Here is a 22,920-nt window from a genome sequence, read left to right as displayed (position 1 = left end):
AATGTGCAATTAAAAATAACAACCATATTTCTGACTTATTATCTATAAAATATTGAGTAATAATCGGTTGTAAATACTATCAATGGAATGAAGAATGGGAGAAAAACTTCTTTCAACCCATCGTCATAGGTGACCGTTGCTGCATTCACAGCACGTTCCACAAAGACACTCCGAAAACTGAGTATGAAATTCTGATTAACCCGCAAATGGCTTTCGGCACAGGGCATCATGAAACGACCAGCTCTATAATCAGCGAGCTGTTAGAAGCCGACCTGAAAGGAAAATCAGTCCTGGATATGGGATGCGGCACTTCTATTCTTGCCATCCTTGCCTCCATGCGAGGAGCCAATCCTGTGACAGCCATCGACATTGACGACTGGTGCGTCAACAATTCAAAAGACAACATTGCACTGAACCATATCCATAACATTACAGTGGAACTGGGTGACGCCAATCTGCTGAAAGGGCGCAAAGCGTTTGATGTGATTATTGCCAACATTAACCGGAATATTCTTCTGGCAGACCTTCCCCATTATGCCGCCTGTATGCATCCGGGTTCGGAAATATTTATGAGTGGGTTCTATATACAGGATATTCCTTTTATCCGCGAAAAAGCGGAGAGTCTGGGAATGGAGTTCGTACATCATCGGGAAAAGAACAACTGGGCAGCTGTGAAATTCATCATGAAATAATACCATTTTCAAGTATGGCAAAGACGCGATAAAGACGGAGTTGCCACCAACCACGCAGGATATGCATTGATTTATTCGAGGACAAAAGAACGGATTTTCTCTCTTTTGTCCTTGTGTTCTTCTTCCCTGAAAATTAGAACCGGAATCAAGCGGTGACAAACGCATGTAGGACGCTGCATTTTATCCAAAGTGACCAAACGACCATATCGGTATTATATTTATTATACAATCTCCTTTCCGAAAGGAGTAAGTGCCAAGCCCGCCAGCTTGAAATGTTGCAGTCCGAATGGAATGCCGATGACAGTGATGCAAAGCAACACCCCGAATGCCAGATGAGAGAGGCTGATCCAGATTCCACCTACAAGTATCCAGATGATATTCATCAACACACTGAGACATCCACCATCACCGGGACAACTGCGTATTTCCCGCCCAAAAGGACAAAGAGCCAGCATAGACAACTTCAAAGTCTGGAAACCGAAAGGAATGCCGACGATAGTAATCATCAGCAACAGGCTGGAAACAATATATTCCACGCAGATCAGAAATCCGCCGCAAATCAGCCAAATAATATTGAGCAGTAAGTTCATAAAGCAAATATAAACAAAGTTTTCGGAACCTCAGGCACAGTTCCCTTATTTCTTTATGGTCATTAATTGCAATTCTTCCAACGAACCGTTGAAAATATTCAAATCCACCTTCTCACGAATACCCGGCAACGTACCCACATCCGTATGCTGCCAGAATTTCCACTCCCCCCTGTATTCCACCGAGTCTACATAATAATGAGCTATCCAGTAAGGATAAGAATTGAAGACCGAATCATTCAGATAACGCGTTTTAAACTTATAAGAAGTATAAAGAATAGGCTTCACTTTGTAGTGCTGTTCTATTTTGTCAAGCCACAGTTTAAGGTCACGACGGAGCTGATTCTCATCCTTTCCCCTCTTCTCAATATCGAGCACAGGAGGAAGATCACCTGAATCCAGCTTGACGGAATTAATAAAAAAATCGGCCTGACGGACAGGATCTGTCTTCGGATTGTAAAAATGATAAGCCCCACGGATAAACCCATGTGTTTTCGCCGAATCAAAATTGGAGCTAAAAGCCTTGTCCCCATAATCGCCTCCTTCCGAAGCTTTCATAAAGACAAAATGAATAGGAAATTTTCCCTGTCGGGTCTGGGTCAGCATTTTCCAGTCTATGTTTCCTTGATAATGGGAAACATCAATGCCATGCACATGAAAACCTGAGGGCATACATACACCGTATGCTTTAAAGCCATAGCAAGGCTTCCAACGGTAAGAGTAAGGACGGATAAAGAAATAAAAGAAAGCGGCAAGGAATAAAAAAGCAATAATCCCCGCAATGACATACCGAAGCCATGACGGCATCTCTCTTTGCGGTTTCTTTTTCGCCTTCCGCTGTGTGGTCCGGCGGACAGGTTTCGCGACTGCCTTTTTTTTAACAGGGGCAGGACGTGTGCTTTTCGCTCTTACCATTTTATCCTATTTAGCTGTTTTTACCTTACCTATTCCCACATACTATGCAATAAAACCCATCGGGAGAATGGTTTTACAATCAGCCCCGATGGGTTTCCTTTATGCTTTATAGAAATAAGAAAAAATTATTTTCCTTGTTCCAACTGCAATGTCTTGGTTGCCTGGTCACAAACTTCTGTAGGACCGAAGTACTGGATAGGACCCGGATATACATAGTCTGTTTCAATAGCCCAACGTTCACGCTGTGCGGCGAACGCCTTGAAAGGAGCACCGTCCAATTTTACCAACGCTTTCTGGATAACCGGTTTCATTTCACCGTGACGACGTTCCATGTTCATCATCATTGTGATAGGCACACCACCTGCAATCCATTCTTCGGCAGGAGCAGTAGTGTTACGTACAGAAGACATATAACCGGTCTTGCCGTTGGCAATCAACATAGAAGCGGTGTAACCCAACGAGTAGCAATAGTCAGCATCGAAGTTTGACGGAGCAGCGCAACGTCCTTCGTAACCGAAGAAGTGATGCTGAGCGGCAAATTTACCTACATACTTGCCTTCTTCTTTCCACTGAGCCAATTTAACGGCTACCATATCAGACAACAGCTTTTCTGTTTCAATCAGTGATACCTGTACGTTTCCGTGCGGGTCACGATCCAAAGTAAGCTGACGTGCAACGCCTTCGGGCAGAGAAGCATAGATTTCCGAGTTTTCCTTAGAAAGCTTGGAGATGATATATTCACGTTGGTGAGATTTCTTGATCAATGCGAACTCTGATGCGTTAGCAGCCAGGAAGTCGTTCAATTCAGCGATCAATCTCTTCATTGCGGGGATGAATTCGATCAAACCTTCAGGTATCAACACTGTACCGAAGTTATTGCCTTGTGCGGCACGGTTAGCCACCACCTGAGCAATGTAAGTAACCACATCATCCAATGACATGTTCTTCTCTTCCACTTCTTCTGAAACGATACATACGTTAGGTTGAACCTGCAAAGCACATTCCAAAGCGATATGAGAAGCCGAACGTCCCATCAGCTTGATAAAGTGCCAGTATTTGCGGGCAGAGTTACAGTCACGCTGAATGTTACCGATTACTTCAGAGTAAGTCTTACAAGCCGTATCAAAACCGAAAGAAGTTTCAATCATCTCGTTCTTCAAGTCACCGTCGATAGTCTTCGGACAACCGATAACCTGAACACCGCAGTTCTTCGCAGCATAGTATTCTGCCAATACACAAGCGTTTGTGTTTGAGTCATCACCACCGATAATTACCAATGCCTTGATGCCCAATTCCTTGATGATTTCCAGACCTTTATCAAACTGTTCTACCTTTTCCAGTTTGGTACGTCCCGAACCGATGATATCGAAACCACCGGTATTGCGGTATTCGTCGATAATATCGGAAGTCAGTTCCATATAATTATGGTCTACCAAACCACCGGGGCCCAGAATGAAACCATACAGTTTGCTGTCCTTGTTCAATGCTTTGATACCGTCGAACAAACCGGAAATAACATTATGTCCGCCGGGAGCCTGTCCACCAGACAAGATGACACCTACGTTGATGGCAGGCATATTGACAGCTTCGCCTTCAACGAACTGAATCAACGGCATGCCGTAAGTGTTAGGGAACAAGGCTTTGATAGCTTCCTGGTCAGCAACTGACTGTGTAGGTTCACCTTCCTTTACTTTTACAGCGCCTTTCAACGCTTTAGGAAGTTTGGGCTGATAAGCAGCTCTGGCAATTTGTAATGCACTTTTAGTCATATTCTATTATTCTATTTAAAGGTGTATAATTTCATTTATAATTCACGTGCAAATTTCGTTCTTTTTTCGCAAATATGAAAACGTATACAAATAAAAATATTACCTTTACCGCGAATTTAGAATTATGTATTAACTTAAAACATTACATTTATGGCAAGTAGAAGAAATTTAAAGAAAAAAATAACCAATATAGCAAGTGATTTGTTTTTAGTCAGTTTGATGGAAGGTGTTAACCGTGAAGTAGTTTGCAACTCTGTACACAATGTGATCAAACTGATTATACGCATCAGTCACACTGAACCGGGTAACGTAAAAGGTTTCTACAAGAAACTGAATGAGGATTTGAACAAAGAAATAAAAGTGGTTGCAGACGAACTGGCTAAAGCTACAAAAGCATAAGATTTAAGGAATGAAAAAAGCTATTTGTGGTTTTATCTACTACAAACTATTGGGATGGAAGACTAAAGTATCCGTTCCCGATTATGACAAATATATTATCTGTGCCGCACCGCATACCACCAATTGGGATTTGTTCATAGGCAAACTGTTTATGGGAGCTATAGGTCGCGAAACCGGTTTTATGATGAAAAAAGACTGGTTCTTCTGGCCTCTAGGCCCTATTTTCCGCTGGATGGGAGGGATTCCCGTAGACCGTAGCCGCAAGACTTCATTGGTGGACCAGATGATTAAGATTGCCAAATCGAGTCAAAAATTCCATCTGGCTATCACTCCGGAAGGAACACGCAAAGCCAATCCCAATTGGAAGAAAGGGTTTTACTATATTGCGCAAGGGGCCGGTCTGCCTATTATTCTGGTAGCTATCGACTACGAGAAGAAATGCATCACAGCCGAAAAGGTAATACATCCCAGCGGTGATTTGGACAAGGATATGCGTGAAATCAAATTGTATTATAAGAATTTCAAAGGCAAATATCCTGAAAACTTCAGCATCGGAAAAGTAGAATAACCCTTCCGTTGTAGTTCTTCAGATATGAAAACACTGATTATGCGGATTGTATTTTCACCCGCATAATCAGTGTTATTTGTATCTATTCTCTTGCTATACTCTCATCCCCATCCTCAAAATTATTCTTCTCTATCTTCACATTCCGGGTGTGAAGCAAGCGGAAACGGGACTTGTTATGATGAAAAGCCGGATAATCCGTATTCTGGCGGATCACATTGTTTTTAAAGATCAATCCGTCAATGGATTTTGCAAAAAGGACAGGGCGGTCAAAGGTTTCAAAATAGTTATCTTCAATCACTACCCCTTTTTCTCCTTTTCCACCATGGAAATATTTTTTCTGATGCTCCAAATCGGGAATCTCCGGATAAATAGAGATAACAGCTTCCGTAAACTGGAACATATTAGTCAATGCGTTGATAAAACGATTGTTACGAATCAGCACATTCCGGCAAGCTCCCGTTTCAAACCAGCCGTTACAATCACCGCACAGCAATATGGCTGTTCCTGATGTATGATCAAACAGGTTACGCTCTACCACCGTTTTCAGGGGAGTGCTGAACAGCGTACCGCGTGCACGGTTGTTACGAATGACATTATCCGCAAAATAAACTTCCGGACACCAGGACAGGTTTTCAATGCCGAAACCTTCTTTATCCGTAATCTCCGCATCCAAAGGCTCGGCAAAAGTGATACGATATTCTTTTGCACCTTTCACCGTATCTTTGTCATTGGGCAGGATTTCCTTCACCCGGTTCTTTCCACCGGTCAGTTCCATGGTGGCGGAACGTACAAATTGTACTTCATCGCCATTCACGCCCCATTCGAATCCGTATGCTTGCGGATGCATGTATCGGGCAATCACCGTATGGTCATCAAGGCGTTGCTTGATTTTCAAATAAGTACCATGTACATTAATCGCATCATCCATCATTCCTTCATACAACCCGTTGCGAGAATCAATCTTCCCCCGGCAACTGGAGAAATGGGTAGCATCCGCCTGCGTGGTAAAGTAACGCGGATCCTTATCGCCACGAAGACAAACGCTGAATTCATCCAACGTGATATTTTCACATAACTGGGCCAGCAATCCCATACCTTCGGCATAATGCACTTTCACATTCTGCAAACGGGTGTCTTTATCATTGGACAAGAATATACCCGGAGCAGGACGATAATAAGTACGAAGAGCCACCACTGTCCCCGGTTTCAACCGGGCGTCTTTCCATTGAGGAGCATGGTAGACACGTGGAGAGATTTCCTTCAATCCTTCCATAGGACACCATAAGTCACTGGTGCGGTATACCAGACGCTTTGTCTTTTCTTCAAAAGCAATCCCTCCCTGGGGAGCACTGGACCAGCCTTCACCGTATGCTTCGAAAAAACCTTTCTCATTGATACGGCATTTCACCCATGCGGCAGGTTCAAAAGTAATTCCCTCCTCTCCGCTTTCCAATATCTTGACCTGAGCAATATGAGGAGTCTCAAAATCTATGCTGAAATTACGCAAAGTACAATTCTCTGAACGAAGCAGAGAAAGTGGAAGCATACGCCCATGAAAGATAAAATCAGCGCCCTGTCCGTCCACCGTCAGCCCCTTCCAATCCTCCAAAGGGAAACCTACCGTTTTCGGATTGTCCTGATCATGATTGGAAATATAATACTCACGGACAGCCGCCCCTTCAGGATGGAAATCGTAACGTCCGGATTCAAAAAGCAGGGTGACCTTATCACCCAAAGCAACTTGAGACTTGATGTCTTGTAACGCCTTCTGCAATTTGGGTGAAAGATTCTCGTGTGTGTCCGGTACCAGACCATAATTTCGCATTTCGACTACCTTACTTCCGGCAAAAGCGGAAACAGCCAGCCATACGAAGCAGAAATTAAAGATAATTCGTTTCATTTAGGTTCATTATAGATTAGTTAGAATGACAAAACTAACAAAAATTCCTAACTTCGCAACCATAAATAAAGAAGAAAACAACATGAAAAAGATATTTTTGTCCTTCCTGCTGGTAATGGCAGGAATATCACACACTTTGGCACAAGGGTTAGATGGTAATGTGGAACAACGTCTAAAAGACTTTTTCACCCGGTACGAAACATCTTATGCCAACATAGGTAAGTGTAAATTAGACCGTTATGAAGTAAATCATGACAAAAAAAGACTGAATGTATATGCCAGCCCCAGCTTCGGCTACCAACCGTTTACACCCGAAAAGACAGAAGCTATCTACCGGTTACTTAGACAAAGCCTACCCGGTCCTGTAAATTATTACGATATAACCATCTATGCCGATGGCAAATCAATCGAAGACCTGATTCCCAACTATCTGAGGAAGAAACAGGACAAAAGCCGCTTATGGCAACGGACAGATTATAAAGGTGAACCATGGGTAAAAAATATTTCCCGCCCCTTTACTGCCGGCAAAGGACTGGAAGGCAGACACATCGCCCTTTGGCAAAGCCACGGAAAATATTATAAAAAGGACAAGGGATGTTGGGAATGGCAACGTCCCCGCCTGTTCTGTACCACAGAAGACTTGTTCACCCAATCATTCGTCATACCTTATATTATACCCATGCTGGAAAATGCGGGAGCCATAGTTTATACCCCTCGTGAACGTGACTGGCAACGCAATGAGGTGATTGTGGATAATGATACCCATCCCCAAGGTTGCATCTATCAGGAGATAAAAAGCCGGAAAGGTAAATGGAAAACCGCCCCCACCCCGGCATTCGCTCAAAAACGATTGGTTTACCGGGACGGACAAAATCCTTTTGAAGAAGGTACAGCCCGCTTTGCCTCCACCGAGAAAAAACCGGAAAAAGCCTTTGCACAATGGATTCCCCATATTCCCGAAACAGGAAAATATGCCGTCTATGTGACTTATCAGACTTTACCCGGAAGTGTGAGTGACGCTAAATATCTGGTTTTCCATAAAGGGGGTGTCACCGAATTTCTGGTCAACCAACAAATAGGGGGAGGAACCTGGGTTTATCTGGGCACTTTTGAATTCGACAAAGGAACCAACGATTACGGTATGGTGGTACTAAGTAATGAGAGCAGACAAAAAGGAGTGGTATGCGCCGATGCCGTTCGTTTTGGCGGAGGAATGGGAAACATATCGCGCGGTGGAAAAACCAGCGGCCTGCCCCGTTATCTGGAAGGGGCACGCTATGCCGCACAATGGTCAGGTTTTCCTTATTCGGTTTACAGTCCCAGCGAAGGTAAGAATGACTATACCGATGATATAAACGCCCGCAGCCGGATAATAAACTATCTCAGCGGAAATTCTGTGTACAATCCAAAGGAGAAGGGATTGGGCGTTCCTTTTGAAATGACCTTGGGAGTGCACAGCGATGCAGGTTTTTCCAAAGAAAATGATTTAATAGGCACGCTGGGTATCTATACCACCGATTATAATAATGGTGAACTGAACGCCGGTATCTCCCGTTATGCTTCCCGCGACTTGGCGGACATGGTACTGACCGGTCTGCAACAGGATATCTCCGCCCAATTCGGTATCCGGTGGCAACGCCGCAGCCTGTGGAACCGCAATTACAGCGAAACCCGTCTGCCTGCCGTTCCCTCGATGATTCTGGAACTCCTCTCCCACCAGAACTTCGCCGATTTGAAATTGGGGCACGATCCGCGTTTCAAGTTTACCGTAGGACGTTCTGTTTACAAATCCATACTAAAATACCTGAGTACCATGCATGGGACGGATTACGTAGTCCAACCTTTACCGGTAAATAACTTTGCCATTCACTCCGGAAGTAGGAAAAACACCTTCCAACTAACTTGGCAAGCGGTAGACGACCCGTTGGAACCGACTGCCAAAGCTCAACAATACATAGTCTATACCCGTCTGGGACACGGTGGATTTGACAATGGAACGTTAGTACGCGGTACTGAATATACCTTCGAAGCCGAACCGGGACTGGTATATAGTTTCAAAGTAACCGCAGTCAACAAGGGCGGAGAAAGTTTTCCTTCCGAAATCCTGTCAGCCTATCAGGCAAAGAAAAGTAAAGGAACAATCTTGATAGTCAACGGATTCGACCGTTTAAGCAGACCTGCTACCGTAGAATCTCCTTTCTTGCAAGGCTTTGACTTGAATACGGATCCGGGAATACCTTATATAAATACACCCGCCTTCTGCGGAACGCAACAAAGCTTCGACCGCAGCCGCATAGGACGGGAGACTAAAGACGGGCTGGGATATAGCGGCAGCGAACTGGAAGGAATGTTGATAGCCGGAAATACTTTCGATTATCCGTTCATTCATGGAAAAGCCATCCAGGCAGCCGGAGGATACTCTTTTGTATCGTGTAGTGATGAAGCCGTTGAAAATGGTTTTGTCCGGCTGGCAGATTACCCCATTACAGACCTGATATTCGGAGCCGACAGGCGTCCTTTCTCCCACACATTGCAACAGTTGCTCACAACCTATTGTCAAGGAGGCGGCAACCTGATGCTCAGCGGCTCGTATATAGGAAGCAACATGAACAGTCCCACAGCACTGAACTTCACCGAAAACATATTAAAATATAGTTTCGGAGGCAGCATGATAAATTCCACTTCGGGAGAAATATATGGAGCCAACACCCGTTTCAGTATTCCCCGCACTATCAACGAGCAAACATACGCCGTACCCGCTCCCGACTGTCTGACCCCGATAGCCCCTGCTTACTCCGCTTTTGTATATAATCCGGGCAGTTACAGTGCCGGTGTCGCCTATAAAGGCAAATATCGGACTTTTGTCCTGGGTTTCCCCTTTGAAAGCATTCAGGGAGTGAAGGAAAGAGCACGGATAATGAGTGCCATCCTGGGCTTCTTTGGCAGCAAGTGATATTTTTAAACGAAAATAAAAGGGCAAATAAGAGGTTATTTCATAAAAACGCCTAACTTTGTCCGTATAAACCATTAAAATAAAACGACTATGTACACTATACAGACTAATGCCTCCGGCACACGCAGCATGGAAATCTCAGAAGAGAACCTGCAAACTATTGAGAAATATGCTTTATTCCAGCATCTGATAGACAGCAACGGTATCGTGGACGAGTCGGTGCTGGAGAAACTGAAGTTGAATATCCGTTCACTGATAACCAGCGAGGAAGGAAACAATAAAGAGCTGCTCGACCTTTGTATCGATGTAATTTATCATAATAACATGAAAGCTTTCGGACTTCATCAACTCATTCTGCTTTATATCCAATGGGAGAAAGAGAAAAATAAAGATGAAGAAGAGATATAATAAACAATCTCTGTGTTCTCTGTAGCAAAACAAAAAAAACAGTATTTATCATTGAAAGAATACAAACTTACAGACTGGTTGCCGACAACCAAGAAAGAAGTAGAGATGCGCGGATGGAATGAACTGGACGTAATCTTGTTCAGCGGTGACGCCTACGTAGATCATCCTTCATTTGGTCCGGCAGTAATTGGAAGATTATTAGAGGCGCAAGGTTTGAAAGTGGCCATTGTGCCTCAACCCAACTGGCGTGATGACCTGCGCGATTTTAAGAAGCTGGGACGTCCACGCCTCTTTTTCGGTGTGTCCGCCGGATGTATGGACAGCATGGTAAACAAATACACTGCCAACAAGCGTTTGCGCAGCGAGGATGCTTATACTCCCGACGGCCGCCACGACATGCGTCCCGAATATCCCAGCATCGTTTATACACAGATTTTAAAGAAAATCTATCCCGACGTACCTGTCATTCTGGGAGGTATAGAGGCATCTTTGCGCCGTGTCACCCATTATGACTACTGGCAGGACTGCCTGCGTAAATCAATTCTGATAGATTCCGGAGCCGATTTATTGATCTATGGAATGGGCGAGAAACCGATTACGGAACTTTGCAAGAGAATGAAAGAAAGCAAAGACAGTCAGGACGGAGCCCATCTACCCTTACAAAAGGATATTCCCCACGATATACCACAAACGGCTTACCTTATCCGTAAGAAAGGATCAGTTCCGTCCGAGCACTCTGCAATTGAGTGTGTGAACGAAAAGCCAGATATCATCCTACACTCTCATGAAGCATGCCTGAAAGATAAAAAGAAACAAGCCGAGAACTTCCGCTTCATTGAAGAGGAAAGCAACAAATACGAAGCCTCCCGCATCTTGCAAGATACAGGCAATGAAACAGTAGTAGTCAATCCGCCTTATCCTCCAATGAGCCAAGGCGAACTGGATCATTCTTTTGATTTGCCCTATACGCGTATGCCTCATCCTAAATATAAAGGAAAACGCATTCCCGCATTCGACATGATTAAATTCTCGGTCAATCTGCACCGTGGTTGTTTTGGCGGATGCGCCTTTTGTACCATTTCCGCCCATCAAGGGAAATTTATTGTAAGCCGAAGTAAAGAGAGTATCTTAAGAGAAGTGAGAGCCATAACTGAAATGCCTGATTTCAAAGGCTATCTGAGTGACTTGGGAGGACCTAGCGCCAACATGTATGCCATGCGTGGTAAAGATGAGAAAATTTGCCGGCGATGCAAACGGCCGTCATGTATCCATCCTAAAGTATGTCCCAATTTGAACACGGACCATCGCCCCTTATTGGATATTTATCATTCGGTAGACGCACTTCCCGGTATCAAGAAAAGCTTTATCGGAAGCGGTGTACGCTATGACCTGTTACAATATCAAAGCAAAGATCCGACAGTAAACCGCAGTACGGCTGAATATACCCGCGAACTGATAGCCCATCATGTCAGCGGGCGCTTGAAAGTGGCTCCGGAACATACCAGCGACCAAGTGCTGCAAATCATGAGGAAACCTTCGTTTTCACAATTTTATGACTTCAAAAAGACTTTCGACAAAATAAATAAGGAGTTGAATATGCGGCAGCAGATTATACCTTATTTTATAAGCAGCCATCCCGGATGTACGGAAGAAGATATGGCAGAACTGGCAGTGATCACCAAGAAATTGGATTTCCATCTGGAACAAGTACAGGACTTTACTCCTACTCCGATGACTGTAGCCACTGAAACCTGGTACACAGGTTATCATCCATATACGTTGCAACCGGTATTTTCCGCTAAAACACCAAAAGAAAAACTGGCTCAACGGATGTTCTTTTTCTGGTATAAACCCGAAGAACGACGTGCTATCATCAATGAATTGCGCAAAATAGGACGCGCTGATCTGATAGATAAGCTGTATGGTAAATACAAAGCCTGAGTTTTAAATTCACCACAGATTATACAGATTTGATCTGTGGTGAAACTGTTTTTTAACGTCTTGTTTACCTTTCATCGTGTTTTGACGAAACACAGGAACAGGTACATGTGTTCCAAGTTACAGATATTTATTCCCCCCCTAAACTTAATTAGAAAAGCACCGCAAATATTAATTGATAAAAATACGACCTATCCTATTGAATATCATTTATTTTTTGCTATCTTTGGGCAAAACCAACTTTTAAATCAATACTGCGTATGGAAACGTATCTATTCTGGATTGTGCCCATTGCCTCCCTCTTGGCATTGGTACTTGCATGGTATTTCTACAAACAAATGATGCTTGAAAGCGAAGGAACTCCGACGATGGAGAAAATCGCTTCTTATGTGCGCCAGGGCGCCATGTCCTATCTGAAACAACAATACAAGGTGGTAGGGCTGGTATTTCTGGGATTAGTTATTCTGTTTTCTATCATGGCATACGGCTTCAACTTACAAAATCCGTGGGTGCCCATTGCTTTTCTTACCGGCGGTTTCTTCTCCGGACTGTCCGGCTTTTTAGGAATGAAAACGGCTACATACGCTTCTGCACGTACCGCCAATGCCGCCCAGCACTCCCTGAACAAAGGACTGCGTGTAGCTTTCCGTAGCGGAGCTGTTATGGGGTTGGTCGTTGTCGGCTTGGGACTACTCGATATTTCTTTCTGGTACATATTATTGGACTATTGCATTCCCACAGACGCCTTGAACCCTTCTGCTAAATTATGTGTCATCACAACCACCATGCTTACCTTTGGTATGGGAGCCAGCACACAAGCACTTTTCGCCCGTGTAGGAGGTGGAATCTATACCAAGGCAGCCGATGTAGGTGCCGACCTGGTAGGTAAAGTGGAAGCCGGTATTCCGGAAGATGACCCCCGCAATCCCGCAACCATTGCCGATAATGTGGGAGACAATGTAGGTGACGTAGCCGGAATGGGCGCCGACCTGTACGAATCCTATTGCGGCTCTATTCTGGCTACCGCCGCTTTAGGTGCTGCCGCTTTTATTGGCTCGGATGATACCGTGATGCAGTTTAAAGCGGTTATCGCACCTATGCTGATTGCGGCAGTGGGTATCGTTCTCTCTATCATCGGTATTTTTGCCGTCCGTACTAAAGAAAATGCAGGAATGAAGGAATTACTCGGATCATTGGCCACAGGAACCAATTTAAGTTCGGTACTGATTGTCGTTGCCACTTTCCTTATCCTTTGGGCATTAGGTTTGGAAAATTGGGTAAACATTTCCTTTGCTGTGGTAGTGGGATTAATAGTAGGTATCGTTATCGGCCGTTCCACCGAATATTATACTTCTCAATCGTATAAACCCACACAACGGTTGGCCGAAAGTGGAAAGACCGGTCCGGCCACCGTTATCATTTCCGGTATCGGACTAGGTATGGTTTCCACCACCATCCCTGTACTGGCAGTAGTAACCGGTATCATCTTGTCCTACTGGCTCGCTTCAGGATTTGATTTTGCCAATATTTCCATGGGATTGTATGGCATCGGTATCGCTGCCGTAGGTATGCTTTCGACATTAGGAATCACCTTGGCTACCGATGCTTACGGACCGATTGCAGACAATGCCGGCGGCAACGCTGAAATGAGCGGACTGGGCAAAGAAGTACGCAAACGTACTGACGCCCTCGACTCGTTAGGTAACACGACTGCCGCTACAGGCAAAGGTTTTGCCATCGGCTCCGCAGCTCTGACCGGACTGGCCCTGCTGGCATCCTATGTAGAAGAAATCCGTATCGGATTAACCCGGTTGGGGCAAACCATTCTGGAATTACCAAACGGCATTACCGTAGATGTTCATAACGCCAGTTTCACTGACTACATGCTTTATTACGATGTAACCCTGATGAACCCCAAAGTGCTAAGCGGCATGTTTTTGGGCAGTATGATGGCATTCCTGTTCTGCGGTCTGACCATGAACGCCGTAGGCCGAGCAGCCGCTCACATGGTAGAGGAGGTGCGTCGCCAGTTCCGTGAAATAAAAGGGATTCTGACAGGAGAGGCAGAACCCGACTATGCCCGTTGCGTACAAATATCCACCAAAGGAGCACAACGTGAAATGGTATTCCCCTCTCTACTGGCTATCATTGCCCCTATCGCTACCGGACTGATTTTTGGTGTTCCCGGTGTTATCGGTCTGCTGATAGGTGGTTTGTCCTCGGGCTTCGTTCTTGCCATTTTTATGGCCAATGCGGGAGGCGCATGGGATAATGCGAAAAAATTTATAGAAGAAGGTAATTTCGGAGGTAAAGGAAGCGAAGTACACAAAGCAACGGTTACCGGTGACACAGTAGGTGATCCGTTTAAAGATACATCCGGACCCAGTTTGAACATTCTGATTAAACTGATGAGTATGGTCGCCATTGTAATGGCCGGACTGACAGTTGCTTGGAGTTTGTTCTGATAGAAAAACGGAAAGCCGCTTCGGAGGAGGCGGCTTTCTAATTTTAAAAAAGATTCTGATAAACTATTTTTAAAACGTCCCCAACACTTCCATCATTGCCGGACGACGTTTGTATTTTATCCGGAACTCTGCCACCAAGCTTTTCACAACAGCCTGTCCACCGTTTAGTTTACGTATGCAGGATAATACCCGTGCTATAAATTCATAATGCTCCCGTCCCAGATTCCGTTCAGCATAATCATTCAATAAAGAAGTATATATAGCAATCAATTTCTCAGAATGAGTGTCCTTCAAATAATGGGCATATTTCATCAATGTTTCCAACTGATTGTACCGGACTGACGACAGCAAAGAGAACAAGCTGTCATTATCCTTTTCTTTCACATAAATTTCAGCCTTATCATTTCCGCCAAAAGAAAAATAGTCACTTAACTCGGCTTCTTTCATCATCCTATCCAGAAAACTTTTCCATTGTTCTTTCGGTACCAGAGTTTTAAGTTTGCTGTAATATATCAATTTATCACTACCCACCACAAACAACAGACGACATGTATCAATTACCTCAGAAACCCTATGGGTTATTTCATAAATATCCAATTTCATTTTCAGCCATTCACCCACAGTGCCAGAATGCATTTCTCTTTCCGCTATTTCTATTCCGTCATTCAGCAAACAAATGGCTTCATCATATTGGCAACGGGCAATCAATTTATCAACCTCCATTCTTCGTATTTCAGTCAGATAAAGATATTGACGAATCGTATCATCCGCCTTTTGTTCTTCATTCTGTTCTAACAACAGATTGACCTTACGAAGGACTAACTGATAGATACCACAGGTTCCCTTTCTTACTTCAAGAAGTTCATCAATCAATTCCAACGCTTTTTCTGCCGGTTGAACCGAAAGATTGATCTGCATCATCAATTCGTCTACATCATAAAGATCATATTCACGAAAAATAGATATTTCAGCAATCTCACGCAAGCCCTGAAGTATCTCCATCTTTTGTGCCTGAGTGGTTTTAGGATGTTCAATCACTTTCAGGAGCAAATCTCCTGCCTGTTCACAATAGTCAGAAGAAGAAATACCATCATACAAAAGTTCATCATCATAGTTTTCACCGATGGAACGAAGTACTTGAAGAGCTATGGCAATAGAATTATCCATAGCTTCCAAATTCAAAAAGAAATCCGCTTTCTCCAAAAAAGTGTCCATCTGATTGAAAATAGTTTTCCAGTCACGGTCGTAATTATCATAACGATTGTGATAACGAGACCTTTTATGGTAACCAGATCCTTTAAAAACTTTTTGAATTTCAATTCTGTAATCTTTTCCCTTTGATGACAAAGATAGCTCCTTAGCTATGAAATGATTTGAAAGTGCCGTTTTAAATTCCAGATTCGTTGAAGCATACTCACAGATAAATTTCGAGAGTTCCTGCGGATCAATGAAAGACAACAGTTGCTGTATGTCTACCAAAGACGGACAAGGCTGCTTACCCACTTCTTTTATTTCCTCTAAAACAGGGGCTTCCTCCGCTTTGATTTTCATCTTCGAGAAAATACTATTACCCGCCTTTTTTCTATTGTCGCGAATTGCCAACAATGTCGCTACGACATGTTTGCAGATTTCTCCCTCATACGGACAATCACAGTACCAGGATTCTATCTCGTTTCCATCCATAGATATCTCCACATTATAATCGTCTGTTCCTTCTACAGTCGCAGTCCATTCACCGGGTGAGATTTCTTCCAATTCGGAAACAGCGTCTGTTTCATAATACTCTTCCCCACGCATCCATATTTTATAGGGAACAAAGTCCTCAAAATTATCCAATGTAATCATGTACAATACTTCGGTATTTTTTATCGGTTCGAGTGTCCCATTGTCAAAGAACGCTCATAACATTCTGCATTCTCCAACAAACAGGTTTTGTTATTGATAGACTGTTCCATCAAAACAGCCACAGATTACCCGGATTCGCACAGGTTCAATCTTAAAGTTTTCAGCTTAAACATCCGTGTGAACCCAAGTAACCTGTGGTAAAAAGACTTGTGATGCATTCATACCCACAAAGTCAAATTCATTACAGACTGTTCTTAGTCAAAACATTACAATTGAATTTGTTCAATATCTCCACACATCTCTCCACATTAGACGGACGGATAACCACATGTGCCGTATCTCCCTGAGCAAAAGCATACATATATTCAATAAAGATATTCTCTGCTGCCAGATAGTCCAAAACTTTAGCCAAAGAACCTGCCACATTCGGGCAACTGATACATACCACATCGGTCAGCATCACGGCAAAATTCTCGGCACGAAGTACTTCCACCGCTTTTTCCACATCCGAAACAATCAGGCGAAGTATACCGAAATCAGTAGATTCCGCCATGCTGAACGCATGCATATTGATATCATACTTTGCCAATGTCTTGGTTACGTCATTTATTCTTCCGGTTTTGTTTTCCAGAAAAACAGATAATTGCTTGATTGTCATATCGCATACTTTTTTATTTTAAAATCCGATTGTCTATCACACGTTTACTCTTACCTTCACTACGGGCAATGCTATTAGGTTCCATCAGCTTCACTTCGGCACTGATGGAAAGGACACTTTTCAGTTTGTCGCTCAACGCTTTCTTCATGGCAAGCATACTTCCCATATCATCCGAGAAGAAGTCTTTGCGGACTTCCACTTGTACCTGCAAAGAGTCGAGGTTATTCTTCCTATCCACCACCAGCATATACTGAGGTTCAAACTGAGGCATATCCAAAATAACACTTTCCACCTGAGATGGGAAAACATTGATGCCACGGATAATAAGCATATCGTCACTACGGCCTACAATACCCGACATACGGATATTGGTTCTTCCACACGGACATTCACCCTCCATCAGGGAAGTCAAGTCCTTCGTACGATAACGCAATAACGGCATCCCCTCCTTTGTCAAGGTAGTAAACACCAATTCTCCCACTTCTCCATCCGGAAGACGTTCCAGCGTTTCAGGATTAATGATTTCAGGATAAAAATGATCCTCATTGATATGTGATCCATGTTGCTCCTGACATTCGTAGGAAACACCAGGTCCCATAATCTCACTTAATCCATAAATATTATACCCTTTCAATCCCAGCCGCTCTTCTATCTCCTTACGCATACTTTCCGTCCATGGCTCGGCTCCGAAAGCTCCGATACGGAGATTGATATCATTCTTGGTCAATCCCATACGTTCCACCACTTCTGCCAGATAAAGAGCGTATGAAGGAGTACAGGCAATCCCCGTTATACCCAAGTCGCGAATCAGACGGACATGCTTTTCCGTATTTCCTGTAGAAGCCGGGATAACAGTCGCCCCCAGATTCTCCACCCCATAATGTGCGCCCAACCCGCCTGTAAACAAGCCATAACCATAACTGACAGAAAAGGTATCATTACGGGTAACCCCGTATGCTGAAAGACAACGTGACATCACTTCGGACCATACAGACAAGTCACGACGCGTATATCCCACAATGGTAGGATTCCCAGTTGTCCCCGAAGAAGCGTGTACACGTACAATTTCCGAAGCAGGAGCAGCCTGAAGACCGTATGGATAATTATCACGTAAATCCTGCTTGGTAGTAAAAGGAAGTTTTACGATATCTTCGATAGTCTGGATATCATCCGGAGACAAATCCATCTCCTGCATCTTGTTACGATAAAAAGGAACATTATGATAAACCAGGTTCACCAACTTGTTCAGACGTTTTCCCTGCAGAGCACTCATCTCGTCCCGACTCATGCACTCTTTATTTTTATTCCAAATCATAGCATTAGTGATTAATGATTAATGGTTAGTGGTTAATAGTGAGTGATTAATGGTTAGTGGCGAACCCTCCGCCAGGCATTAACCACTAATCACTAACCATTTACCACTACTTATGGTCTTCGTGAAAGGCTCTCATACGTTCCTCCATCACCGGATAAAGTTCATCGCGCATCCGTGACGTACAGGCGCGGACACCTTCCTGCTCGCTACCGGTAGTAGAAAGCGAGATGCTACTTACCCCATAATATAATAACTCCCGGAGCAATTCACCCCCTGTCATATTTCCGTAACCTATGGTAAAGAAGAAACCATCTCCCACCACCTGGGTAGCATCATAATCATATACGATATGGAAACCATTGTCGGTAAATATTTTCTTCATGCGTTCCGCACGACGGGCATATTCGCGGGTATCTTCCACAAAATTGATTTTACCTTCGGTGGACAGACGAAGCATTTCAGCGTATGCATACTGAGTGGAAGCCGTACATCCCGAAGTAATCATATAAAGAATGGAAGCAATCAGCGTAGGACCGAACACCCCTGCATCTTTATACCGTTCTGCCAAGGCAGGGAACTGGCGGTCGAACAGTTTGTCGCTGATACATGCCAATGCCATACGCTGTCCGGCATAACTGAATATCTTGGAAGAAGAAAGCATCAGGATATAATTATCCGTATATCTTGCCACAGTGGGCGGATAAGGCGGTTCGAAAGGATGCCCCATATCCCGACGGAAGTCCATGCAGAAATAAGCCAGATCTTCCATGACAATCACATCATACCGGGTTGCCAGTTCACCGATTATCTGCAGTTCCTCCTCTTCCAGACAAATCCATGCCGGATTATTCGGATTAGAATAGATAATCGCTGCTATATCGCCTTTACTCAGGAAACTTTCCAATTTCTCACGCAAGAACTGTCCCCGATAATGATAGATATCAAACTCTTCCCACTCCACGCCGATAATGCGAAGCTGGGATTTCTGAATAGGAAATCCGGGATCAATGAACAATACCTTGTCTTTCCCCGGAATACGCTGCGTACAGGCTATGAACGAGCCGAATGAACCCGCCACCGACCCGGTGGTAGGCACACAAGCGCGCGGAGAGATATCCAGATTCAAGAAAGCTTTTACAAAACGGGAAGCCTCCTTTTTCAACTCGGGCACTCCTGCGGCAGCCGGATATTGCGATCCGACTCCTCTGTCCAAAGCAGCTTTCTCCGCTTCAATCCCTATCTGATTAGCGGCAAGACCGGGAGATCCCTGATCCATGCGGATAAAAGGAATCCCCGTTTCCTTTTCCAGATACTGGGCTACCAACAGCACATCACCGATAGTAGCCTGTGCAAGATTGGCGATGTGCAGTTCCTTCACCGCCTTCTCCACTAATTCTTCACTAAATATCTTCATGGCACTACCAGTTCTTTACCGCATTCAAGCCTATATCAAAAGCCTTCTGATTCATTTCAACAATCTTCTCACCTTTTGCGGCAAACACACGCCCTATGCTTTCGCGCAACTGTTCCGGTGATACGATTTCAATATACTTCGCAGCCATGCCCAGCAGAATCACATTCGCGCATTTAGGCATACTGTTTTCTTTTGCCATATCCTCTATTTCCAACTTCACCACATGCGGAAGGCTCTCCAAAGCCCTCATCAGATCCACTTCTTCAGGATAATCAGGAATGTTCTTGAAAGGATTAGCGGAAGTAATCACCCAACCTTCTTCCTGCAAGTAAGGCAGATAACGCAACGCCTCCATCGGTTCCATGGAAATAATCAGATCCGCCTCACCCTGAGCAATCAGATCCGAATAAATCGTTTCGTCGGATAGACGCAGATTGGACTGCACATCTCCTCCGCGCTGGCTCATACCGTGTACCTCGGCCTGCTTCAAATTGATGCCTTCTGCCGTAGCAGCTTCTCCTATAATAGTAGCGATAGTCAGGATACCCTGTCCTCCTACGCCCGAAAGTATGATATCTTTTCTCATGCCTTATCTGCTTTTTTCTGTCTTAGTTTACGATTCAATGTCTGGATACACTCTCTGCGCGGAATAATGACAGACACCCCTTTATATTCTATTTCCTCACGAATGGTACGGGTGATTTCTTCCATATTCTTCGGTAATGGAACCACCACACGCACATGTTCGGGTTCTACCCCTAATCCCAGGCAGATCGCCTCGAATTTGTTCGTACCGGCAGAATCCTGTCCACCGGTCATGGCGGTAGTCAGGTTATCCGAAATCACCACCGTGATATTGGCACGGTCATTCACCGCATCCAGCAGACCGGTCATACCGGAATGAGTGAAGGTAGAGTCACCGATAACAGCAATGGCCGGAAATACCCCCGCATCGGAAGCACCTTTGGCCATGGTTATGGAAGCACCCATATCCACACAACTGTCGATAGCACGGAACGGGGGCAACGCACCTAACGTATAGCAACCGATATCACCGAAAATGCGTGCATCCGGATATTCCGCAGCCACCTTGTTCAATGCATCATACACATCCCGATGACCACATCCCTGACACAATGCAGGCGGACGCGGCATCACCACCTGAGACTTACCAAACGGACGTTTGATTCCCCATCCGATCGCCTCGCCCACATTATCCGGAGTCAATTCACCGGTACGCGGCAAAGTTTCCGTCAGGCGTCCCTTTACCTCATAGTCCGAGGAAAGTATCGCTTTTACCTGCTCTTCCACAAACGGCTGGCCATCTTCCACTACCAGAACATATCCGCAGCGGTCTGCCATCGTCCTGATTTCTTCAGCCGGCAACGGATACTGCGAAACTTTCAATACCGGAATATGGCAACTGTCCGTATCCGCCTCCTTCACATAATTATAACCGATACCACAGGCTATCACTCCGAATTCATAATCATATTCGGGATTCAACCCTTCCAGATAATTATAAGGAGATTTGGAGGAAGCTTCTTCCAGCTTCTCCTGCTTTTTCACTAGATCCAGATATTGTTTACGCGCATTACCCGGCAGCAATACCCAGTGGGCACGTTCATGATCAGGATTCAACTGATTTTCCTCACGGATATCGGCTACTTCCACACCGGCACGCGAATGTGCCAGACGGGTAACCACACGCATCAGCACCGGCAACTTCAGTTTTTCCGAGAGTGTATATGCGTAATCCATCATATCGTATGCTTCTTGTTGGGAAGACGGTTCCAGCATGGGAATCATAGCAAATTTTCCATAAAAACGTGAATCCTGCTCATTCTGTGACGAGTGCATGGAAGGATCATCGGCAGCCAGCACCACCAGACCACCGTTCACGCCGGTTATGGCAGAATTGACAAACGCATCGGCAGCCACGTTCATGCCTACATGTTTCATACATACCAAAGCACGTTTTCCTGCGTATGACATACCCAATGCAGCCTCCATGGCCGTTTTTTCATTGGTACACCAAGTGCTGTGCAATTTTCTTTCCTTTGCCAAAGGATTATTCTGGATAAACTCTGTGATTTCAGTGGACGGTGTACCCGGATAGGCATATACACCCGATATGCCGGCATGTATCGCTCCGAGGGCAATTGCCTCATCGCCCAACAATAATTTCTTTTCAGCCATTATCTATTATTTTGTTAATTGTTTCATATCAATGTAAAGGGGTCTGCATCATCCAATACCGGGAATTTCTTCCTGAAAGCCTGCAATGCCTCCATATCTATATCAGCCGATACCGCACTTTCCCTGCTCCACGGACATTCGGCTATCGTTTTTCCGTAGGGATCGATGATGGCGCTGCCACCCGAATATTCACAGGTAGGATCAGTTCCCATGCGGTTCACTCCGGCCACATAGCACTGGTTCTCAATAGCCCGCGCCCGAAGCAGAGCGCTCCAGGCATCCACACGGGGAGTGGGCCAGCTTGCCACATAAAGTATCATGTCGTAATCCCCCAGGTTGCGTGACCAAACAGGGAAACGGAGGTCATAACATACCTCCAAAAGAATACGTACCCCACGGAAGTTCACCACCACACGCTCTGTGCCGGCAGTGAAACGCTTGTGTTCGCCCCCAAAGGTGAACAAATGTTTCTTATCATAATGCTGCACGGCTCCGTCCGGATGGACAAAGTAAAAACGATTATAATAGTTTCCATTCTCACATACAGCTACACTGCCTGCAATAGCACAATTCCGCTCGGCTGCCTTACGCTTCATCCAGTGCAGGGTTTCACTGTCGGCGCTCTCCGCAATTCCTTCGGGTTGCGTACAAAAACCGGTGGAAAACATTTCGGGTAAAACAAACAGATCAGCATCCGGCAGACAGCTTATCGCTTCGTCCGCCCTTGCTATATTGGCCTGTGGATTGGCCCATTCTATATTTCTCTGTAGAATTGTTATTTTCATTGTTTTTCATATTATAAGACCCACAAAGGTAACAAATATAATAAGATAGCAAGCATTTTATTACTAACTATTTCCTTTCACTCCCTTTTTTCTTACATGTTTTCATAAAT

Annotated in this window: 17 protein-coding genes and 1 pseudogene; 7 read left to right on the top strand and 11 right to left on the bottom strand. The window is 44.6% G+C overall.

Annotation, left to right across the window (positions count from 1 at the left end; genetic code table 11):
• Window positions 1-83: 83 nt before the first annotated feature.
• Window positions 84-692 (top strand): annotated as a pseudogene (prmA, locus tag RE317_RS16985) (50S ribosomal protein L11 methyltransferase); the annotation flags it as partial.
• A 221-nt stretch (window positions 693-913) separates the two neighbouring features.
• Here the strand turns inward: prmA and RE317_RS16980 are convergent.
• From RE317_RS16980 to RE317_RS16970, 3 genes are all read right to left on the bottom strand, one after another.
• Entirely contained in the window at window positions 914-1,282 is a 369-nt protein-coding gene (locus RE317_RS16980; RefSeq protein WP_005846143.1) for a YccF domain-containing protein, read from the bottom strand.
• 45 nt (window positions 1,283-1,327) lie between these two features.
• Window positions 1,328-2,194: a glycoside hydrolase family 25 protein gene (locus tag RE317_RS16975; RefSeq protein ID WP_005848612.1), complete on the bottom strand. Its 867-nt coding sequence runs from the start codon at window positions 2,192-2,194 to the stop codon at window positions 1,328-1,330.
• A 125-nt stretch (window positions 2,195-2,319) separates the two neighbouring features.
• Window positions 2,320-3,963, bottom strand: coding sequence for a diphosphate--fructose-6-phosphate 1-phosphotransferase (locus tag RE317_RS16970; RefSeq protein WP_005846138.1), 1,644 nt, complete (start codon window positions 3,961-3,963; stop codon window positions 2,320-2,322).
• 150 nt (window positions 3,964-4,113) lie between these two features.
• On the opposite strand from RE317_RS16970, the gene RE317_RS16965 reads away from it, so the two are divergent.
• Both RE317_RS16965 and RE317_RS16960 read left to right on the top strand, forming a co-directional pair.
• A complete protein-coding gene (locus RE317_RS16965; RefSeq protein ID WP_005846136.1) occupies window positions 4,114-4,362 on the top strand; it encodes a hypothetical protein in 249 nt (82 codons plus the stop codon).
• 10 nt (window positions 4,363-4,372) lie between these two features.
• Window positions 4,373-4,930, top strand: coding sequence for a lysophospholipid acyltransferase family protein (locus RE317_RS16960; RefSeq protein WP_005848615.1), 558 nt, complete (start codon window positions 4,373-4,375; stop codon window positions 4,928-4,930).
• 82 nt (window positions 4,931-5,012) lie between these two features.
• Here the strand turns inward: RE317_RS16960 and glaB are convergent, their stop codons facing one another.
• Entirely contained in the window at window positions 5,013-6,830 is a 1,818-nt protein-coding gene (glaB, locus tag RE317_RS16955; protein ID WP_008671045.1) for an alpha-1,3-galactosidase, read from the bottom strand.
• Between the two features lie 82 nt (window positions 6,831-6,912).
• Between glaB and RE317_RS16950 the strand changes: the two genes are divergently transcribed.
• The 4 genes from RE317_RS16950 to RE317_RS16935 all read left to right on the top strand — a co-directional run bounded on the left by RE317_RS16950 (window position 6,913) and on the right by RE317_RS16935 (window position 14,594).
• Window positions 6,913-9,783 (top strand): xanthan lyase, encoded by a 2,871-nt coding sequence (locus RE317_RS16950; protein WP_008671044.1) that lies wholly within the window; start codon window positions 6,913-6,915, stop codon window positions 9,781-9,783.
• Between the two features lie 90 nt (window positions 9,784-9,873).
• The gene (locus tag RE317_RS16945) at window positions 9,874-10,191 is read left to right on the top strand and encodes a hypothetical protein (protein WP_005846128.1); all 318 of its coding nucleotides are present in this window, start codon (window positions 9,874-9,876) and stop codon (window positions 10,189-10,191) included.
• A 51-nt stretch (window positions 10,192-10,242) separates the two neighbouring features.
• Window positions 10,243-12,132, top strand: a complete 1,890-nt coding sequence (locus RE317_RS16940) for a YgiQ family radical SAM protein (protein ID WP_303266257.1) — start codon at window positions 10,243-10,245, stop codon at window positions 12,130-12,132.
• Between the two features lie 257 nt (window positions 12,133-12,389).
• Window positions 12,390-14,594, top strand: coding sequence for a sodium-translocating pyrophosphatase (locus RE317_RS16935; protein ID WP_005846125.1), 2,205 nt, complete (start codon window positions 12,390-12,392; stop codon window positions 14,592-14,594).
• 69 nt (window positions 14,595-14,663) lie between these two features.
• Here RE317_RS16935 and RE317_RS16930 read toward each other — a convergent pair whose 3' ends face one another.
• From RE317_RS16930 to RE317_RS16900, 7 genes are all read right to left on the bottom strand, one after another.
• Window positions 14,664-16,439, bottom strand: a complete 1,776-nt coding sequence (locus RE317_RS16930; protein WP_008781941.1) for an SWIM zinc finger domain-containing protein — start codon at window positions 16,437-16,439, stop codon at window positions 14,664-14,666.
• 241 nt (window positions 16,440-16,680) lie between these two features.
• Window positions 16,681-17,097 (bottom strand): ACT domain-containing protein, encoded by a 417-nt coding sequence (locus RE317_RS16925; protein WP_005846121.1) that lies wholly within the window; start codon window positions 17,095-17,097, stop codon window positions 16,681-16,683.
• 13 nt (window positions 17,098-17,110) lie between these two features.
• The gene (locus tag RE317_RS16920; RefSeq protein WP_005846118.1) at window positions 17,111-18,412 is read right to left on the bottom strand and encodes a phenylacetate--CoA ligase family protein; all 1,302 of its coding nucleotides are present in this window, start codon (window positions 18,410-18,412) and stop codon (window positions 17,111-17,113) included.
• 106 nt (window positions 18,413-18,518) lie between these two features.
• Entirely contained in the window at window positions 18,519-19,826 is a 1,308-nt protein-coding gene (locus RE317_RS16915; RefSeq protein WP_005848625.1) for a pyridoxal phosphate-dependent aminotransferase, read from the bottom strand.
• A 4-nt stretch (window positions 19,827-19,830) separates the two neighbouring features.
• A complete protein-coding gene (locus RE317_RS16910; RefSeq protein WP_005846114.1) occupies window positions 19,831-20,412 on the bottom strand; it encodes an indolepyruvate oxidoreductase subunit beta in 582 nt (193 codons plus the stop codon).
• On the bottom strand, window positions 20,409-22,025 hold the full coding sequence (locus RE317_RS16905) for a thiamine pyrophosphate-dependent enzyme (protein WP_008671037.1): 1,617 nt from the start codon (window positions 22,023-22,025) through the stop codon (window positions 20,409-20,411). The genes RE317_RS16910 and RE317_RS16905 overlap by 4 nt, the downstream gene beginning before the upstream one ends.
• 23 nt (window positions 22,026-22,048) lie before the next feature.
• Window positions 22,049-22,810 (bottom strand): amidohydrolase, encoded by a 762-nt coding sequence (locus RE317_RS16900; protein ID WP_008671034.1) that lies wholly within the window; start codon window positions 22,808-22,810, stop codon window positions 22,049-22,051.
• Between the last annotated feature and the right edge of the window lie 110 nt (window positions 22,811-22,920).

The organism is Phocaeicola sp. GP0067, from assembly GCF_031119655.1.
GTDB lineage: Bacteria > Bacteroidota > Bacteroidia > Bacteroidales > Bacteroidaceae > Phocaeicola > Phocaeicola vulgatus.
Note: the sequence above shows the minus strand (reverse complement) of the source record. Positions and strands in the feature narration are given on the sequence as shown.

Bases quoted from the DNA above. Each gene is read 5' to 3' on its own strand.
- RE317_RS16980 (WP_005846143.1), bottom strand. From the start codon at position 1,282: ATGAACTTACTGCTCAATATTATTTGGCTGATTTGCGGCGGATTTCTG.
- RE317_RS16975 (WP_005848612.1), bottom strand. From the start codon at position 2,194: ATGGTAAGAGCGAAAAGCACACGTCCTGCCCCTGTTAAAAAAAAGGCA.
- RE317_RS16970 (WP_005846138.1), bottom strand. From the start codon at position 3,963: ATGACTAAAAGTGCATTACAAATTGCCAGAGCTGCTTATCAGCCCAAA.
- RE317_RS16965 (WP_005846136.1), top strand. From the start codon at position 4,114: ATGGCAAGTAGAAGAAATTTAAAGAAAAAAATAACCAATATAGCAAGT.
- RE317_RS16960 (WP_005848615.1), top strand. From the start codon at position 4,373: ATGAAAAAAGCTATTTGTGGTTTTATCTACTACAAACTATTGGGATGG.
- glaB (WP_008671045.1), bottom strand. From the start codon at position 6,830: ATGAAACGAATTATCTTTAATTTCTGCTTCGTATGGCTGGCTGTTTCC.
- RE317_RS16950 (WP_008671044.1), top strand. From the start codon at position 6,913: ATGAAAAAGATATTTTTGTCCTTCCTGCTGGTAATGGCAGGAATATCA.
- RE317_RS16945 (WP_005846128.1), top strand. From the start codon at position 9,874: ATGTACACTATACAGACTAATGCCTCCGGCACACGCAGCATGGAAATC.
- RE317_RS16935 (WP_005846125.1), top strand. From the start codon at position 12,390: ATGGAAACGTATCTATTCTGGATTGTGCCCATTGCCTCCCTCTTGGCA.
- RE317_RS16930 (WP_008781941.1), bottom strand. From the start codon at position 16,439: ATGATTACATTGGATAATTTTGAGGACTTTGTTCCCTATAAAATATGG.
- RE317_RS16925 (WP_005846121.1), bottom strand. From the start codon at position 17,097: ATGACAATCAAGCAATTATCTGTTTTTCTGGAAAACAAAACCGGAAGA.
- RE317_RS16920 (WP_005846118.1), bottom strand. From the start codon at position 18,412: ATGATTTGGAATAAAAATAAAGAGTGCATGAGTCGGGACGAGATGAGT.
- RE317_RS16915 (WP_005848625.1), bottom strand. From the start codon at position 19,826: ATGAAGATATTTAGTGAAGAATTAGTGGAGAAGGCGGTGAAGGAACTG.
- RE317_RS16910 (WP_005846114.1), bottom strand. From the start codon at position 20,412: ATGAGAAAAGATATCATACTTTCGGGCGTAGGAGGACAGGGTATCCTG.
- RE317_RS16905 (WP_008671037.1), bottom strand. From the start codon at position 22,025: ATGGCTGAAAAGAAATTATTGTTGGGCGATGAGGCAATTGCCCTCGGA.
- RE317_RS16900 (WP_008671034.1), bottom strand. From the start codon at position 22,810: ATGAAAATAACAATTCTACAGAGAAATATAGAATGGGCCAATCCACAG.